Genomic DNA, 16102 nt, shown 5'->3' on the forward strand with positions numbered 1-16102 from the left:
AGTCATCGCGTTTCTCCCACGGGCTCGGGACGCCCGTTCTTCTCGGCGTGCTCGCGCACGGCCTCTTCGATCATGTCGGCAAACGCCTCCGGATCGTTGATGTTGAAATAAACGGACGCAAAGCGGATGTAGGCGATCGTGTCGAGACGCTTGAGCGCTGCGAGCACGAGGTCGCCGAGGCGGCTCGATCGGATCTCGCGCTCGCCCGTCATAACGAGACGCTGCTCGATTTCGTCGACCGCCTCGTCAATGCGGTCGGGCGAAACGGGGCGCTTTCTGAGCGCGAGCGTCATGGAGCCGCGCAGCTTCGCGCGGTCGTATTCCACGCGCCCGCCGCCTTTCTTCACGATGTAGGGCATGGTAAAGGAGACACGCTCGAAGGTCGTGAAGCGCTTGCCGCACTTCGGACACTGACGGCGGCGGCGAATCACCGCCCCCATTTCGGGCGCACGCGAATCGATCACGCTCGTGACGGGGTTTTGGCAATAGGGACAACGCATGCTTCTGGCACCGCGAAAAAAAGACTTCAACCTTCTAAGTTTAGCTGAGCGATGCCCCGCAGACACAGCCCCTTGTGGGTGAAGCCGCACGGTGCGCGTCCCGCAAAAATGGGAATCAGGCGCTGCCGATACGGCTCGCGCCCGATTCATGCTTATTGTGTCCCGTTGCGGCGTCCTGAGAGAAATCAAGCAGCGGACTTGCCGTAGACAGGATGCGCGGCGACGAGTTCGGCGACCTCTTCGCACACGCGGGCGAGCACCGCTTCGTCTTCGGGTGCTTCAAGCAGATCGACGATCAGCTCGGCCGTGCGGCGGCAGTCCGCTTCGCTAAAGCCGCGCGTCGTCACCGCGGGCGAACCCACGCGGATGCCCGACGTGACGAAGGGCGTCTGCGGATCGTTCGGAATCGCGTTCTTGTTAACCGTGATGTTCGCTCGGTCAAGGAGCGCTTCGGCCGCTTTGCCCGTCAGTCCGAGCGAGCGAAGGTCGACAAGCATTACGTGGCTTTCCGTGCGCCCCGACACGATGCGCAGTCCGCGCTGCGCGAACGTCTCGGCCATCGCGGCGGCGTTTTTGACGACGGCACGCTGATATTGGACGAAATCGGGCTTGAGCGCTTCGCCGAGCGCGGCGGCCTTCGCGGCAATCACGTGCATGAGGGGGCCGCCCTGCGTGCCCGGGAAGACCGCCGAATTGATGCGCTTTTCAAGATCCGGACGCATGAAGATCAGCCCGCCGCGCGGACCACGCAGCGTTTTGTGCGTGGTCGTCGTCACGATGTCGGCATGTCCAAAGGGCGTCGGATAGAGACCTGCAGCCACAAGCCCCGCATAGTGAGCCATGTCGACCATGAAAAGCGCCCCTGCGCGATGCGCGATCTCGGCCATGCGCGCGAAATCGATGCGAAGCGAATAGGCCGACGCCCCGGCCACGATGAGCTTCGGGTGATGTTCGAGCGCGAGCGCCTCAAGAGCTTCGTAATCGATCGCTTCGTTGGCATCGAGCCCGTAGGGTACCGCCCGGAAGTAGCGCCCCGACATATTGAGGTGCATCCCGTGCGTGAGGTGTCCGCCTTCGGCAAGCGACATTCCCATGAAGACGTCTCCGGGCTCGAGTACGGCGAAGAAAGCCGCCATATTGGCCTGCGCGCCCGAGTGCGGCTGCACGTTCACGGCGTACTCAACGCCGTGGGGCGCGCAAAAAAGCGCCTTGGCGCGCTCGATTGCCAGACGCTCGACGGCGTCGACGTATTCGCAGCCGCCGTAGTAGCGCTTGGCCGGATAGCCCTCGGCGTATTTGTTCGTGAGACAGGAGCCCTGCGCCGCCATCACGGCGGGCGAAGCGTAGTTTTCGCTCGCGATGAGTTCGATATGGTCTTCCTGGCGCCGCGCTTCCGCGTCGATCCACTGCCAGAGCGTCGGGTCAAGCGAACGAGGGCATTGCGTGGTGTCGTACATCGGAGGGTCCTCCCTGAAAAAGAATGGCTTTGAAAAAACGCCCGCAGTCCGTTAGAAAAAGGAGCCGCGGGCGTTTGCTGATGCGTCTCAAGAGCGCGGCAACGCGCCCCTTGCGGTGCTCGCTCAGCCCGCGAGCGCTGGATTGAGCGTGTAGCGCCCGACGATTTCGGCCGTGTCGAGCACGTGCCCTTCGATCGCCACCTCAACGTCGCTCATGCGGAACGGCTCGGGCAGCGCCAGGCGCTCGACATCGAGCGCTACGACGACAAAGCGGTAGAAATGCCAGCGAGCGTCGAAAAAGGGCGGGCACGGTCCGTCGTAGCCCGTCCCGACGGCGCCCGGCGCCGGCACGCCGCCGCGGCTGTAGTCGTTGATGCCTGTGCAGCCGAAACCCGCGGCGAGCTTCTTGTCGTTTGCGAGTTCCCCTTCGGCGACACTCGTAACGGAAACGGGAATATTGGCCTGTACCCAGTGCACGAAGCGGCGGCGCAGCTGCATCGCCGGCAGATGGCCACCCGCATCGCGTCCGTCGAAAACGGTCGGCACATCGTCGTCGATGCAAAAGAGCACGAAGCTCTTCGTGCCTTCGGGCGCCTCGCCCCAGGCAAGCGCCGGGTTGAGGTTGTCCGAATCGATCGTACCTCCGGGACCAATACGCCCGTAGGCGCAACGCGCCGGAATGCGCGCCCCCATTTCAAACGTTTCGCTTCGAATGAACATAACTGAGACCCTCCTGCTTCTCGACGCGCGGCAAGCACCTTTTCGAAAAGCCGCTCGCGCGGCGCACTAAAACCTGAGCCAGAAAGTGGCCGGCCCGTCGTTGACGAGCGAAACCTGCATCTCGGCGCCGAATTCACCGGTTTCGACGGCGATGCCCTCCGCGCGCAGCGCCGCAACGAAGTCGTTGAAGCGCGCGAGTCCCACGTCGGGCGGCGCCGCCCGCGAAAAGCTCGGGCGGTTGCCGCTCAAGCAATCGGCCGCAAGCGTGAACTGCGAGACGGCAAGGATGCTGCCGCCCGTATCGCGGATCGAACGGTTCATTTTCCCCGCCTCGTCGGCAAAGACACGAAGCTTCACCGTTTTCTGCGCGGCCTTGCGAACCGTCTCATCCGTGTCTTCGGGCTCGGCGCAAACGAGCGCGAGGTAGCCCGGTCCCGTCCGGCCGACCTCGCGGCCCTCGACGCGAACGGCCGCCTCGATCACGCGCTGCAAAAGAACGATCATCGCCTGTGACTCCCTTTCGCTAGGTCAACGACTGCCGAGCCCTCAGGCCACCGTCACCTTGGCCCACTTGCGCTTGCCGACCTGCAGCACGAACGATTCGCCCTGCGCGATCTGCAGCTTGCGGTCGCGGATCTGCTCGCCGTTGATGCGCACGCCGCCCTGATCGATATTGCGGTTGGCTTCCGCGGTTGAGGGCACGAGCCCGGTCTGCTTGATGAGAAGACCGATGCCGATGTGGCCGTCCGTTGAGGTCACGGTCACTTCCGGCATATCGGAAGGCATCGCGCCCTGGCGGAAGCGGTTGTTGAATTCGGCTTCGGCGGCATCTGCGGCGCTCTTCGAGTGGAAGCGCTCGACGATTTCCTTGGCGAGCATCACCTTGGCGTCACGCGGGTTGCGGCCTTCGTCGCAGGCCTTGCGCAGCGCGGCGATTTCGTCGTTGCCGCGCAACGAAAGCAGATCGAACCAATTCCACATCAGGTCGTCGGAAATCGACATGACCTTGCCGAACATGTCGTTGGGCGCGTCTGTGATGCCGATGTAGTTCTTCTTGCTCTTGCTCATCTTCTGCACGCCGTCCAGGCCGACGAGGAGCGGCATCGTGAGGATGCACTGCGGCTCCTGACCGTACTGACGCTGCAGCTCGCGGCCGACCAAGAGGTTGAAGCGCTGGTCGGAGCCGCCGAGCTCAAGATCGGCCTTCAGCGCAACGGAGTCGTAGCCCTGCATGAGCGGATAGAGCAGTTCGTGCATGGCGATGGGAAGCTCCGCGGCAAAGCGCTTGGCAAAGTCGTCGCGCTCCAAGAGGCGAGCGAGCGTGTAGCGGCTCGCAAGCTGGATCATGCCGACGGAGCCGAGCCCGTTGCACCACTCGGAGTTGTAGCGCACTTCGGTGCGCTCGAGGTCGAGCACGAGGCCCGCCTGGTTGAGATAGGTCTGCGCGTTTTCTTCGATCTGCTCGCGCGTCAGGGGCGGACGCGTCGTGTTGCGCCCAGAGGGATCGCCGATCGCCGCCGTGAAGTCGCCCACGAGGAAGATCACCGTGTGACCGAGGTCCTGGAGCTGGCGCAGCTTGTTGAGCACGACCGTGTGGCCGACGTGAATGTCGGGCGCGGTCGGGTCGAGCCCGAGCTTGCAGCGAAGGGGTTCGCCCGTGGCCTTCGAGCGCGCGAGCTTCTGCTCGAACTCCGATTCGATCAGAAAGGAGTCCGTGCCGCGGCGAATGAGCGCCATCGCTTCGCGGATCTCGTCGGTAACGGGGTAAAGCTGCTTAGCCGCCTCTTTCTTTTCTTCTGCCATGATGTTGATGCTGTTGAGGTGTAGTGAATTCGGTCCGAGGGCTGCTGCCGCGCCGACGATCGGTGCGGCGCGCGGGCGGCCTCTGAGAGGAAAGCGGACGGGCAAACGCACCGGGCGCGCAAACACCGGTGCTTTCGGGAGCGCGCACGACAGTCGTCCTGCGTTTGTCGCGGTCCGAAAACTCATACTTTACCTCGGCTTGCGCCGCAGGATCCGCATCCAATTGAAAAAGCCGCGGCTTTGACACGCAACGCACGCCCCCGGAGGTCTAAAATGCCGCCCGAGTCTGCGGCGGCCCATCGCGATGCTTTCGCGATCTTTTTTCACCAATTTCACGGCATCCGAGGCGATCGAGCATCACTTGATCATCAGAGGCTCCGTTCGTGCCTTTCGTGCCCGGAAAGCCGCAGCGCCCGCCGCTATTGCAACACTTCTTTTTTCCTAAGGGGCGCGTCTTCATGAGCGGCGCGCCGGCACTCGAACAACATGACGGCACCGTCCATCGTCTCGGCCAACCTCAGACACATCGGCCGACAGTACCTGCGGCTGCAGAGAAGCCTCGCGCAGAAATTCCGGCTTTCGCTTGCACGTCGCCGCACCCGCGCCGCCGCCTGTGTCGGCCTGCTCGGGCTCGCCTTCGGCGGCGCCGCGCTCGCGCTCGTTGCGGGCCCGAATCTTCGCAGCTACGGCTCGCTCGAACAGACCGTGCGCGCGCCGATTGCCGCACCGAACCTCTCCGAAGAGATACGCGCAGCCGTGGGCGTCGGCGACTGGCGTCCCGTGCACGTTGTAGCGCGACCGGGCGAAACCCTTATGTCGCTTTTTTCGCGCCTCGGCATCAACGATCCCGAAGCCTACGAATTCATCAGCACGACCCCTAAAACCGAACCCCTCTGGATGCCGCAGACGGGCCAGTACGTGACGACGGGGGTCGCTCCCGACGGCAAACTCATCTACATGCGCCTCTTTATGGAGGGCCCCTACGAGCGCGACAACCGCACGGTCGAAGTGATGCGCGTAGCGGGCAGCTTCGCCGTCTCGGTGCTGCCCTACAACTTCGCAACGAGCGAAACGCTCGTCTCGGGCACGGTCGGCAAGACCCTCTGGGACACCGCGCAGACGCTCGGCATTCCCGATTCGGTGCTCGAGCAGCTCGAAGCCGTCTGGGACCGCGCCGACAATCCCGTGCGCACGATGCAGCCCGGCGACACGCTGCGGCTTGTCTATGAAAAGAAGTTTGCCGACGGGCGCTTTGTGCGCAACGGCCAGCTTCTAGCCGTTCAGATCATCGAGGACGGCCACCGCGTCACGACGCCGCAGGTGCACGAGGCGTTCTGGTTTTCCGACGGCGAGCACGCCGGGAGCTTCTACGCACTCGACGGCCGCTCGGCTTCGCAGACCTTCATGCGCGTGCCCCTTGACGTCAAGGACATTTCCTCGGAATTCGCGCCGCTGCGCCGCCATCCGATCACCGGGCAGCTGCGTTCGCACAACGGCACCGACATGCGCGCCCCCTCGGGCTCGCTCATCTTTGCGGCCGCCGACGGCAGCATCGAGCGCGTCGCCTACGAAGCGCGCGGCTACGGCCACTATGTCACGATCAATCACGGCCTCGGCCGCAAGACCCTTTATGCGCACATGCGCAAGGTCGCCAAAGGCATCCGGCCGGGCATGCGCGTCAAAAAAGGCCAGGTAATCGGCTTTGTCGGCATGACGGGACTCGCTACGGGCCCGCACCTGCACTACGAACTCATGATCGACGGCGTGCAGATCAACCCGCGCACGGCCGATCTGCCCGACACGGAAAACCTCTCACCCTATCAGCTCGCGCAGCTGCGCGCGCAGACGGCGGCCATTCAGGAAAAGTTCGAAGTGGCTGCCGAGCTCGAAGGCAAGCCCTCGCCCGGACGAATGCTCGCCGGTCAAATGAAGCGCGAAGCGCAGGCCGATGCCGAGCAGGAGAAGGCGGCGCTCGAGAGCGCGTCGGCCGAAGACGCACAGACCTCCGACGAAGGCAAGACGGCGCAAAGCGCGCGCAATGCACGCTCGGGCGGCCGCAGCGAAGGCAGTGCCCGAAACGTTTCGATCGAGCAAAACGGCGTGCGCGCCCGCGCCAAGCACCTCGAGCCCGCCGACGCACGGGAGCACTGAGCTGTGAGCGCGGACTTTTCGCGAGCGGACTGCCTCACAACAATCGGCGTCATGTCGGGGACGAGCCTTGACGGCGCCGATGCGGTAGCCGTGCGCTTTGAGCGTTCAACGGCCCGTGCGCTTCGCATGACGCGCCTCGGGCACGCTTTCCTGCCGATGCCCGATGCACTCCGGTCCGAACTCCTCTCGCTCGCTCTCGGGCGCGGTGCCGACGAAATCGAGCGCATGGGCACGGCGAGCGTAGCGCTCGCAAATCTCTACGCCGAGGTTGTCGAAAAGCTTCTCAGCGAGAACGGCATCGATCGCGGGACGGTTGCCGCCATCGGAGTGCACGGTCAAACGATCCGTCACCGCCCCGAGAAGGGCTTCACGCTGCAGCTCAACCACCCGGCGCTCGTTGCTGAGCGCTGCGGCATTGATGTCGTTGCCGACTTCCGAAGCCGCGACGTCGCCGCGGGCGGCGAAGGCGCGCCGCTCGTACCCGCTTTTCATGCACAGGCTTTTGCGGGCGACGAACCGACAGCCGTACTCAATATCGGCGGCATCGCCAACGTCACGATTCTTCCGCCGGCGGCGCACATTGCCGAAGGGCGCGCAGCGGTTCTCGGGTTCGATACGGGCCCGGGCAACATGCTTCTTGACGCCTTCATGCAGACGCGTTTTGGCCAAGCCTGCGACCGCGACGGCGCGCTCGCTCGCACGGGCCACACGATCGAAGCGCTTCTCGAACGCTGTCTCAAGGCCCCGTATTTCGCGCTTGCGGCACCGAAGTCGACCGGCCGAGAACTCTTTGGCATCGACTGGCTCGAAGCGCAGCTCGAGGGCTTTGCCGAATGCGCACCCGCCGACATTGCAGCGACGATCACGCGGCTCACGGCCCGGAGCGCCGCAGAAGCACTCGCGCGCTACGCGCCCGAAACCAAGCGCTTCATTGTGGCCGGGGGCGGCAGTCTCAATCCGACCCTCATGGCGATGCTCGAAGAAGAGCTCAAGTGCCGCACGGCGGTCGAATGCGTTGCCGACACCCGCATCTGCGGCATCGACCCGATGGAAGTCGAAGGCGCCGCCTTCGCGTGGCTCGCTCAAGCTTTCCTCGCGCGCGAACCCGGCAATCTGCCTGCCGTCACGCGAGCAGCGGGGCCTCGCATTCTCGGCGCGCTCTACCCGGCACGCTGCACGCCTTGAAGAAATCGTAAAAAAAGCCCGCGGACCCGGTAGCAGCCGAGTCGAGCGGGCATAGCTTGCACCGAAAACGGGCAGACCGAATTCAGACGCTGAAGGAAGAACCGCAGCCGCAGGTCGTTACGGCATTGGGGTTGTCGATCACGAACTGTTCGCCCGTGAGATCTTCCTTAAAGTCGATCTTCGCACCGACGAGGTACTGATAACTCATCGAGTCGATCAAGAGCGTCACGCCGCCTTTTTCCATCACGGCGTCGTCGTCGTTTTGCGTTTCATCGAACGTGAAGCCGTACTGGAAGCCGGCACAGCCGCCGCCCTGCACGAAAACGCGAAGCTTGAGATTGGGATTGCCCTCTTCATCCATCAGCGCCTTCACCTTGGCAACGGCCGCGTCGGTAAACGTGATCGGATCCGGAATAAGCTCCGGAACCTCCTCCTGCACGCGCTGATCTTGTGCGGTGTTCGCATCAGTCATTCGAGTGACTCCATTCGAAGAGATACCGCTGCGGCTTTCCCGCCGGCGGATTTTGTAAATGAGGGAAGTATCCTACACCATTGTCGAACGGCTGCGAAACTGTGAGCCGAATCGAAAATGCAAAAAAGCCGCTCGCGACCCGAAGGATCGCATAGAGCGGCTTCTTTGTTTTCGCAGCAGAGGCTTGGAGGCTTCTGCCGCGAAGAACGCTGCGGCAATTAGCGCTTGCTGAACTGCTTGGCGCGGCGGGCCTTGCGAAGACCAACCTTCTTACGTTCGACTTCGCGAGCGTCGCGGGTCACGAGGCCAGCGTTCGAGAGAACGGACTTGAGGCCTTCGTCGTAGTCGATGAGCGCGCGGGTGATGCCGTGACGGACGGCGCCGGCCTGGCCGGATTCACCACCACCGTGAACGTTGACCATGATGTCAAACGTTTCGACGTTTTCCGTGAGCTGAAGCGGCTGCATGACGATCATGCGGCCCGTTTCACGCTGGAAGTACTGATCAAGGGGACGGCCGTTGATCACGATCTTACCGGTGCCGCGCTTGATGAAAACACGCGCGACGGAGCTCTTGCGACGGCCGGTGCCGTAGTTGTAGTTGCCGATCATCTTCGAAATCCTGCTGAATTAGAGATCAAGGACCTTGGGTTGCTGAGCCGTATGCGGATGTTCGGCACCGGCGTAGATCTTGAGCTTCTTGATCATGGCGTAGCCGAGCGGTCCCTTCGGGAGCATGCCCTTGACGGCGATTTCGAGGGCGCGGCCCGGATGCTTGGCCTGCATTTCCTTGAACGTCGTTTCGTAGATGCCGCCCGGATAGCCCGTGTGACGGTAGTACGTCTTCTTACCGGCCTTTTCAGCGGAAAGAACGAGCTTGTCGGCGTTGACGACGACGATGAAGTCGCCGGTGTCGACGTGGGGGGTGTATTCGGGCTTGTGCTTGCCGCGCAGGCGCAGAGCGATTTCAGCGGCCAGACGGCCGAGCACCTTGTCACTGGCATCGACCACGAACCAGTCGCGCTTAACCTCAAGCGGCTTGGCCGAGAAGGTCTTCATTGCGTTCACCATATAAGTTTGTTGGACGAAAGCTGCTGCACAACGGATGGCGCCGTCTTTTGGCGTGCTGCCGCTTCGGCCGAGTTGTTCTTAACGGATGCCCGCGTTCACCGAATCGGTCCGCGGAGCATCGAATACGGATGTTTGCGTTTCAACTCCAATCTGCCGCGCGGCGCCAGTGGAAAAAAGGGGAGCAATCCGCACCGACCAGAGTCAAAGCGCGGATTTTAGCCGAAGCACGAAAGCGGTGTCCACTCATGCGGACATTTTTTTGCATACTCGCCGCAAGAGGCCCGATTGGGCCGCGCGCAGCGGCTATTTCGTCCCAATGCCCGGGAGCGAAGCAATATAGGAAGCAATGCCCGAGAGGAACATCTGCGTAGCCATCATCGCGAGGATGAGGCCCGTCAGACGCTCGATGGCCTGCGTCAGCTTGTCGCCCAAATGACGCTCGAGCCAATCGGCGCTCGCGAGCACGCAAAAGCTTGCAAAGCAAGTAATAAGAACAACCGCGGCCCACTCCCAGAGACGGTCCGGCGCGGAAGCGGCAAGCATCATGATGGTCGCGAGCGTCGAAGGCCCCGCAATTGCAGGCACGGCAATCGGAACGATGTAGGGCTCTCCGCCCGGCGTATTGCCGAAAACGCCCTCGGGCGTCGGAAAGACCATGCGGATCGCCATCAGGAGCACGATCACGGCGCCGCCGATGCTGAGCGCGGCATCCGAAAGACCGATCGCGGTAAGAAAGCTCTTACCAAAAAGCATGGCAAGCAGCAGCAATACGGCTGCAATCAGGTTCTCGCGCAGAATCACCCAAACGCGCCGGCGGTTGGGCACGGTCTTCGTGCAGGCGAGCACGATGGGAATGTTGCCGAGCGGATCGGCCATGAGGAGCATAAGCATGAGCCCGCCCCAGAAACTGTACTCCATGGCGAAATCTCCCAATCAAAGAAAGCAGCGCGCGGCCGCTTTGAAAAAATCAGAGACGCAACCGTCCATAGCGGCGCATCAAACAAAACGAGGGAATCCGTTGGCGAACGAACTCCCCCGTCTGCGGCACTCAACTGTCGGCGTTTGAAGCAGCGATCAAATTACCTCAAACGCCTTCGTGAGCCTTACTTCGACCTTATTCGGCCTTCTTTTCTTCGGCGTCGGGCTGCGCTTGCGCAGCGGCCTCGGCGGCCGGCTCTGTTGCGGGCACAACCGCTTCGGCAGCCTGCGCGGCGGCGACCTTCGCCTTGGCTTCTTCGAGCGCACGCTTTTCGGCCGGGATTTCGTAGGGTTCGCCCGCCATGGCGGCGGCAACGATCGGCAGGAGCGCCTTCGTGCGCGCTTCGTTCATCTGCCCGAGACGCAGGCGGCGGAAGAGCACGTCTTCGGCCGTACGGGCGCCTTCGTAATCACGGCAGTAAAGCGCGTACTCGACGACCTTGCGGTCGACCGCATCGCTCTGCTCGGCGGCGATTTCGAGTTCGGCCGGATCCCACTTTTCGTCGTGGTGAATCGGCAGCGTCTTCGTCACGCAGAGGCGCGGCTCGATCAGGTGGCGCAGCGTCGCCACGAGCATCGCATGCTCGGCCATCTTGCGGTAGGCCGTCCATTTGCCGCCCGTCACGGTGATCATGTTGCCGTACTCGGGAATAACGGCGTGTTCACGCGAAACCTTGGCCGTGGAGCCGGCAGAACCCGTCGCCTGCGGATTAAAGAGCGGACGCAGTCCCGAGAAGGTGGCCTTCACGTCGGCGCGCGTGATGGGCTTGGCAAGGTAACCCTGCGCCGTTTCGATCATGAATTCGATTTCTTCTTCGGTCGCTTGCGGCTCGAACTCGGCTTCGCGCTGCTCGACGTCGGTCGTACCGACGAGAAGCATGTTGTGCCAGGGAATCGCAAAAAGCACGCGCCCGTCGCGGGTCTTCGGAATGAGCATCCCGGTTTCGCCAGGCATAAAGGACTTGTCGAGCAGGATGTGCGAGCCTCGCGCCACGCGCACGAGCGTCGACGCTTCCGGTTCAACGAGGCGGCGAATCGAGTCGACCCAGGGACCCGCGGCGTTGAAGACCATCTTCGTGCGGATGCGGAAGGCTTCGCCCGTTTCCTTGTCGGTGGCGGTCACCGACTGGATCCAGCCGCCCTTGCGTTCGATCGCCGTCACCGGCATGTAGTTGAGGCAGACAGCGCCGTGGTTGAAGGCCGTGCGCATGAGCGCGACGTCAAGACGCGCATCGTCGAACTGACCGTCAAAGAACTGCACGCCGCCCATGAGGCCTTCGGGCTTGACGCCGGGCAGACGCGAGAGCGTCTCTTCGCGCGAGAGGCTGCTCGTGCGGCCGATGCTGTAGCCGCCGTAGGTCATCGCGCTATAGATGCCGAGACCGATCGTGTAGTACTCGCGCTCCCACTTCTTGTAGCAGGGCAGAATGAAGGGCTTCGAATGAACGAGATGCGGCGCATTCTGAATGAGGATGCGGCGCTCCTTGAGCGCTTCGCGCACGAGCCCCCAGTCGCGGGGATTCTTCATGTAGCGCACGCCGCCGTGGATGAGCTTCGTCGAGCGCGAGGACGTGCCCGAAGAGAAGTCCTGCGCTTCAAGGAGCACGGTCTTGAGACCGCGCGAAGCCGCGTCTACTGCAATCCCGGCGCCCGTGGCGCCGCCGCCGATCACGACGACGTCCCAAAGCGTGTCTTCGCGCAACTGCGCGAGTGCGTCTTCTCGGACGATGGGTTTGAGTTCGTCTGCCATAGTTACTGGTTCCATTTGCGGGCACGGCCAACGGCGCGCGCCCATTGGTTCATCAAGGATTCTTTTTGGTCGAGGCTCATCGAGGGCTCGAACACGCGGTCGACACGCCAGAGCGAAGCGATTTCGGCGCAGTCGCTCCAAACGTCCGCCGCAAGACCCGCGAGGAACGCGGCGCCGAGCGCCGTCGTTTCCGTAATGGCCGGCCGAATGACGGGCACGCCCGAAATGTCAGCCTGAAATTGTAAGAGCAGATCGTTGCGGGAGGCACCCCCGTCAACGCGCAGCTCCTTCAGTGCCGTGCGCGCGTCGCGCGACATCGCCTCGAGCACTTCGGCGCATTGGAAAGCGATCGCTTCAAGTGCAGCGCGCGCTATGTGCTCGCGGGTCGTGCCGCGCGTGAGACCAATCAAAAGACCTCGCGCATCGCTGTCCCAATGCGGAGCACCAAGCCCCACGAAAGCGGGTACGAGATAAACGCCGCCGTTGTCGGGCACGGAGCGCGCGAGCGCCTCGATCTCTTCGGCGGCATTGAAAAAGCGCAACCCGTCGCGCAGCCATTGCACGACAGCGCCCGCTATGAAGACGCTCCCTTCGAGCGCATATTCGACGGGGCTGTCATCCAAACGCCAGGCCGCCGTCGTGATGAGGCGGTTCGTGCTCATGCGCGGTGTTTCGCCGATATTCATGAGCAGGAAGCCGCCCGTGCCGTAGGTGTTTTTCGCATGCCCGGGCTCAAAGCACGCCTGCCCGAAGGTCGCCGCCTGCTGGTCGCCCGCTGCGCCCGCGATGGGAATCGGACGCCCGAAGAGCGACGGCGCCGTATGACCGATCAGACCGCTGCTCGGCACAATCCTCGGGAGCATCGCAACGGGGATTTCAAAGAGCTGCAGCAGCTCGTCGTCCCACTGGCCGCTCTCGATGTCGCAAAGGAGCGTTCTCGACGCGTTTGTGATGTCGGTCGCATGAACGGCGCCGCCCGTCAGGTTCCAGATAAGCCAGCTGTCGACGGTACCGAAGAGCACTTCGCCCATCTCGGCGCGCGCACGCGCGCCCGGCACCGCATCAAGGAGCCACTGAATCTTTGTCGCAGAAAAATACGGGTCGAGCCGCAGGCCCGTCTTGCCGTTCACAAGCGGCTCAACTCCCTCTTTGCGAAGCGCCTCGCACCTGTCGTCCGTGCGGCGGTCCTGCCAAACGAGCGCCGGCGCAATCGGCTCGCCCGTCTTGCGGTCCCAAAGCACGGTCGTCTCGCGCTGATTCGTCACGCCGATCGCGGCCACCTCTTCGGGTGCCACGCCCGCTTTTCTGAGACAAGCGCGCACCACGGCAAGCTGCGTGCGCCAAATCTCGGCCGCATCGTGCTCAACCCAGCCGGGCTGGGGAAAATGCTGCGCAAACTCCATCTGCTCGAGCGAGACGATCTGCGCGCGGCGATTGAAAAGAATCGCTCGCGAACTCGTCGTGCCCTGATCGAGCGCAAGAACGTACTGCATGAATGATTCCGGGGGTGCGGCGAAAACGAAAGCGTCGAAAACGTTTTTCGTCCTTCGACAGTCGGCCGACGGCCTGCCGCAGGGGGCGTAAACCGATACCGCCCTTATTCTATCGAAGCGATATGTCGCACCGCCTTAAGAAGGCGTCCCGCGTTTCGGTACTTCTTTTCCTGAAAGCGGGTAAAAAAAACCGGCGCGGGAAAACGGCCCCTGCGGCCGGCTTCCGTTGCCGGGTCTTCCCGGCTCGCACCAAGGCGAGCCGATCGAGCATCGAATCAAGCGCTACTTACTTCTCGCTCTTTTCTTCGACGTCGCTCACTTCGAGCGCTTCCTGAGGCGCTTCTTCGTCGGCCGCTTCGACCTCGTCGAGCGCTTCTTCGTCATCGAGCGCGAGCATATCGCTGCCGTAATCGGCCTCTTCGTCGTCATCAACGTCTTCAGGGGCGAAGATCTGCGCGGCGGTCGCCGGTTCGAGCGTCTCTTCAGCAGCCTTTTCGGGCTTGCCGAAGTTGACGACGCGTGCGGCGTCAACGAGCAGGCGCAGAGCCTTGTTCACCGCCTCGGGGCTGCCGAAGAAATCGGCAATGTCGCTGTCGATGCGGACGACGGCATTCTTGGCGAAGTCGCTGCGTTCAACATAGCGGCGCTCGTCGTAGGCGCGAGCACGCGGACCCGAGCGAACGCCGAAGGCTTCGCGCGAACGGTTCTGCTGCCACTGGCCCTGACGGGGACGCTGACCGTAGCCGCCGCGGCGGTCGTCGGAAAAGCCCTGACGGCGGTCGCCGCGATCGGCGCGCTCAAAGCGATCATTGCGATCGAATCGATCGCGTCCGCCAAAACGATCGCCATCTTCGCGGCGGTCGAAACGGTTCTCGCCGCGATTCTCGAAGCGGTTGTCAAAGCGGGGACGGCCGCCGAATTCACGACGTTCATAGCGGTCGCCAAAGCGGTCCGCACGATCGGCACGATCGAAGCGCCCGAAGCGATCGCCGCGATCGCCGCGATCGGCGCGGTCGTTTTCATAGCGGTCGAAACGGTCGAAATTGCGCTGCGGGCCGTTGCCCTGCCAAGGCTTGCGTTCCATAGTCAAAACCTCTGTCGGTAAAAGATTCGAAAAAACGGTTGGTCCCGCTGCCGCCGGCCTTCAGTCGTACGGGCGGCCTAAGAGCGAGACAATGAAAGAAAGTAAAAAACCAAAAAATGCAAACGACGTCCGCTTATAGGGGGACGCGATCAGAACTCTGAGAAAAACTTCGTATAAAACGCTTCTGCAAAATCGGCCGCTCCGATCGTCGATCGGGTGCTTTGAATTGCGGGCGCGCACCGTTGCGTGCACGGCTGCCCTGATTTGAGACGGAAGTTCTGACGTTTACGATCAATGTTGCTGTCCGCGGCATCTCTCTGCCGCAGCTTCCGGAGGCGACCGTCGCTGCACCTCAATGGCAGCGCCGCGCCTGAAAACCGCGCTTTCGCCCCGATTCCTCCAACGGGCGCAATTTTACTTGTTTCCGTGCCTTTTCGCCCGAGCATTTCGGCTTTTGATGCACTGAAGCAATTGGATTCGATTTACTTGGACCGCGCGAAGTCGAAAGGGCTAGACTTGAATCAAGGCAAGCGAGAAGGCGCCCTCGACGCCCTTCGGCCGCTTGACCGACAACCAGAATAAAAAGAGAGGTTTATATGCCCGTTCAGATCATCTTTCATGGCATCAATCGCTCCCCCGCACTCGAAGCGGCCGTGAATGAGAAGGTGGAGGCGCTTCGCAAATTCGACAGCCGCCTCGGGCCGTGCAAAGTGACGGTCACGCAGGAAGGGCACCAGACGATGGGGCCTTTCACCATCCGCGTCGATCTGATTTCCAACGGACGCAATCTGCTTGCCACGCGCACGAACCAAGACGTGATGGCTGCGCTCAACGACGCTTTCGATACGATTCGCCGCTCCGTCGTTGAAGAAGGCGACAAGCGTCGTCCGTAAGACCGTATGGCGCGTCATGCGCGGGGGCTGTGCCGCCCCCGCCAAAGAGGCCGGTGTCCCGTCAGGCGCCGGCCTTTAAGTTTTTCGCCGCTCGATAGCGAAACAGCCCGCCGAACTTAACGTTCGACGGGCTGTCTTGTTTTGGCGTCCCCACGGGGATTCGAACCCCGGTACCGACCGTGAAAGGGTCGTGTCCTAGGCCTCTAGACGATAGGGACCTGAATCTTGGTGGAGGATAGCGGGATCGAACCGCTGACCTCTTGCATGCCATGCAAGCGCTCTCCCAGCTGAGCTAATCCCCCGAAGTCGAAGAGGCGTCATTCTAGCAGAGTTTACGCCGCAAGAGACGTCTATCTCCTCTTTTTTCGCAGTAAAAATTTGAGTGGCGTCCCCACGGGGATTCGAACCCCGGTACCGACCGTGAAAGGGTCGTGTCCTAGGCCTCTAGACGATAGGGACCTCAAATTCTTGGTGGAGGATAGCGGGATCGAACCGCTGACCTCTTGCATGCCATGCAAGCGCTCTCCCAGCTGAGCTAATCCCCCG

15 protein-coding genes and 4 tRNA genes are annotated in these 16102 nt (G+C 62.5%); 3 read left to right on the forward strand and 16 right to left on the reverse strand.

The annotated features are described in order from the left end of the window. Positions 1-2: 2 nt before the first annotated feature. The 5 genes from nrdR to tyrS all read right to left on the reverse strand — a co-directional run bounded on the left by nrdR (position 3) and on the right by tyrS (position 4480). Positions 3-500: a transcriptional regulator NrdR gene (gene nrdR / locus H6A60_RS02395; protein WP_205101820.1), complete on the reverse strand. Its 498-nt coding sequence runs from the start codon at positions 498-500 to the stop codon at positions 3-5. A gap of 185 nt (positions 501-685) precedes the next feature. Next, positions 686-1957, reverse strand: a complete 1272-nt coding sequence (gene glyA / locus H6A60_RS02400; RefSeq protein ID WP_205101821.1) for a serine hydroxymethyltransferase — start codon at positions 1955-1957, stop codon at positions 686-688. A 123-nt stretch (positions 1958-2080) separates the two neighbouring features. After that, complete coding sequence (locus H6A60_RS02405) at positions 2081-2677, reverse strand: YbhB/YbcL family Raf kinase inhibitor-like protein (RefSeq protein WP_205101822.1); 597 nt, start codon at positions 2675-2677, stop codon at positions 2081-2083. A 66-nt stretch (positions 2678-2743) separates the two neighbouring features. Then, on the reverse strand, positions 2744-3181 hold the full coding sequence (dtd, locus tag H6A60_RS02410) for a D-aminoacyl-tRNA deacylase (protein ID WP_205101823.1): 438 nt from the start codon (positions 3179-3181) through the stop codon (positions 2744-2746). Between the two features lie 42 nt (positions 3182-3223). Beyond that, on the reverse strand, positions 3224-4480 hold the full coding sequence (tyrS, locus tag H6A60_RS02415) for a tyrosine--tRNA ligase (protein WP_205101849.1): 1257 nt from the start codon (positions 4478-4480) through the stop codon (positions 3224-3226). 486 nt (positions 4481-4966) lie between these two features. On the opposite strand from tyrS, the gene H6A60_RS02420 reads away from it, so the two are divergent. Together H6A60_RS02420 and H6A60_RS02425 are read left to right on the forward strand one after the other, a co-directional pair. Continuing rightward, a complete protein-coding gene (locus tag H6A60_RS02420; RefSeq protein WP_239477536.1) occupies positions 4967-6631 on the forward strand; it encodes a M23 family metallopeptidase in 1665 nt (554 codons plus the stop codon). A gap of 51 nt (positions 6632-6682) precedes the next feature. Then, complete coding sequence (locus H6A60_RS02425) at positions 6683-7816, forward strand: anhydro-N-acetylmuramic acid kinase (RefSeq protein WP_205101851.1); 1134 nt, start codon at positions 6683-6685, stop codon at positions 7814-7816. A gap of 82 nt (positions 7817-7898) precedes the next feature. Here H6A60_RS02425 and erpA read toward each other — a convergent pair whose 3' ends face one another. The 7 genes from erpA to H6A60_RS02460 form a co-directional block, all read right to left on the reverse strand. Beyond that, positions 7899-8288, reverse strand: a complete 390-nt coding sequence (gene erpA, locus H6A60_RS02430; RefSeq protein WP_205101824.1) for an iron-sulfur cluster insertion protein ErpA — start codon at positions 8286-8288, stop codon at positions 7899-7901. 218 nt (positions 8289-8506) lie between these two features. Beyond that, positions 8507-8899 carry a 30S ribosomal protein S9 gene (gene rpsI, locus H6A60_RS02435; RefSeq protein ID WP_205101825.1) on the reverse strand — a complete coding sequence of 131 codons (393 nt, stop codon included), beginning with the start codon at positions 8897-8899 and terminating at the stop codon, positions 8507-8509. Between the two features lie 18 nt (positions 8900-8917). Then, positions 8918-9346 (reverse strand): 50S ribosomal protein L13, encoded by a 429-nt coding sequence (gene rplM, locus H6A60_RS02440; RefSeq protein ID WP_205101826.1) that lies wholly within the window; start codon positions 9344-9346, stop codon positions 8918-8920. A 315-nt stretch (positions 9347-9661) separates the two neighbouring features. Next, complete coding sequence (locus tag H6A60_RS02445) at positions 9662-10276, reverse strand: MarC family protein (RefSeq protein WP_205101827.1); 615 nt, start codon at positions 10274-10276, stop codon at positions 9662-9664. 196 nt (positions 10277-10472) lie between these two features. Beyond that, positions 10473-12086, reverse strand: coding sequence for a glycerol-3-phosphate dehydrogenase/oxidase (locus H6A60_RS02450; RefSeq protein WP_205101828.1), 1614 nt, complete (start codon positions 12084-12086; stop codon positions 10473-10475). A gap of 2 nt (positions 12087-12088) precedes the next feature. Further along, positions 12089-13579: a glycerol kinase GlpK gene (gene glpK, locus H6A60_RS02455; RefSeq protein ID WP_205101829.1), complete on the reverse strand. Its 1491-nt coding sequence runs from the start codon at positions 13577-13579 to the stop codon at positions 12089-12091. 286 nt (positions 13580-13865) lie between these two features. Next, positions 13866-14663 carry a hypothetical protein gene (locus tag H6A60_RS02460; protein WP_205101830.1) on the reverse strand — a complete coding sequence of 266 codons (798 nt, stop codon included), beginning with the start codon at positions 14661-14663 and terminating at the stop codon, positions 13866-13868. A gap of 596 nt (positions 14664-15259) precedes the next feature. Between H6A60_RS02460 and H6A60_RS02465 the strand changes: the two genes are divergently transcribed. Then, positions 15260-15556, forward strand: a complete 297-nt coding sequence (locus H6A60_RS02465) for an HPF/RaiA family ribosome-associated protein (protein ID WP_205101831.1) — start codon at positions 15260-15262, stop codon at positions 15554-15556. 142 nt (positions 15557-15698) lie between these two features. Here H6A60_RS02465 and H6A60_RS02470 read toward each other — a convergent pair. From H6A60_RS02470 to H6A60_RS02485, 4 genes are all read right to left on the reverse strand, one after another. Further along, positions 15699-15774, reverse strand: a tRNA-Glu gene (locus H6A60_RS02470). 8 nt (positions 15775-15782) lie between these two features. Continuing rightward, positions 15783-15858, reverse strand: a tRNA-Ala gene (locus H6A60_RS02475). Positions 15859-15939: 81 nt separating this feature from the next. Continuing rightward, positions 15940-16015 (reverse strand) — tRNA-Glu (locus H6A60_RS02480). A 10-nt stretch (positions 16016-16025) separates the two neighbouring features. Beyond that, a tRNA-Ala gene (locus tag H6A60_RS02485) sits at positions 16026-16101 on the reverse strand. Position 16102 lies beyond the last annotated feature (1 nt).

Origin of the sequence: Sutterella massiliensis, from assembly GCF_016899755.1 — a bacterium.
GTDB classification, from domain to species: domain Bacteria; phylum Pseudomonadota; class Gammaproteobacteria; order Burkholderiales; family Burkholderiaceae_F; genus Sutterella; species Sutterella massiliensis.

What these genes read in the sequence shown, in the direction of transcription:
- glpK (WP_205101829.1), bottom strand. Translation starts at nt 13,579, where the DNA reads ATGCAGTACGTTCTTGCGCTCGATCAGGGCACGACGAGTTCGCGAGCG.
- H6A60_RS02445 (WP_205101827.1), bottom strand. Translation starts at nt 10,276, where the DNA reads ATGGAGTACAGTTTCTGGGGCGGGCTCATGCTTATGCTCCTCATGGCC.
- H6A60_RS02450 (WP_205101828.1), bottom strand. Translation starts at nt 12,086, where the DNA reads ATGGCAGACGAACTCAAACCCATCGTCCGAGAAGACGCACTCGCGCAG.
- erpA (WP_205101824.1), bottom strand. Translation starts at nt 8,288, where the DNA reads ATGACTGATGCGAACACCGCACAAGATCAGCGCGTGCAGGAGGAGGTT.
- tyrS (WP_205101849.1), bottom strand. Translation starts at nt 4,480, where the DNA reads ATGGCAGAAGAAAAGAAAGAGGCGGCTAAGCAGCTTTACCCCGTTACC.
- H6A60_RS02425 (WP_205101851.1), top strand. Translation starts at nt 6,683, where the DNA reads ATGTCGGGGACGAGCCTTGACGGCGCCGATGCGGTAGCCGTGCGCTTT.
- H6A60_RS02405 (WP_205101822.1), bottom strand. Translation starts at nt 2,677, where the DNA reads ATGTTCATTCGAAGCGAAACGTTTGAAATGGGGGCGCGCATTCCGGCG.
- nrdR (WP_205101820.1), bottom strand. Translation starts at nt 500, where the DNA reads ATGCGTTGTCCCTATTGCCAAAACCCCGTCACGAGCGTGATCGATTCG.
- H6A60_RS02465 (WP_205101831.1), top strand. Translation starts at nt 15,260, where the DNA reads ATGCCCGTTCAGATCATCTTTCATGGCATCAATCGCTCCCCCGCACTC.
- rpsI (WP_205101825.1), bottom strand. Translation starts at nt 8,899, where the DNA reads ATGATCGGCAACTACAACTACGGCACCGGCCGTCGCAAGAGCTCCGTC.
- H6A60_RS02460 (WP_205101830.1), bottom strand. Translation starts at nt 14,663, where the DNA reads ATGGAACGCAAGCCTTGGCAGGGCAACGGCCCGCAGCGCAATTTCGAC.
- rplM (WP_205101826.1), bottom strand. Translation starts at nt 9,346, where the DNA reads ATGAAGACCTTCTCGGCCAAGCCGCTTGAGGTTAAGCGCGACTGGTTC.
- dtd (WP_205101823.1), bottom strand. Translation starts at nt 3,181, where the DNA reads ATGATCGTTCTTTTGCAGCGCGTGATCGAGGCGGCCGTTCGCGTCGAG.
- glyA (WP_205101821.1), bottom strand. Translation starts at nt 1,957, where the DNA reads ATGTACGACACCACGCAATGCCCTCGTTCGCTTGACCCGACGCTCTGG.
- H6A60_RS02420 (WP_239477536.1), top strand. Translation starts at nt 4,967, where the DNA reads ATGACGGCACCGTCCATCGTCTCGGCCAACCTCAGACACATCGGCCGA.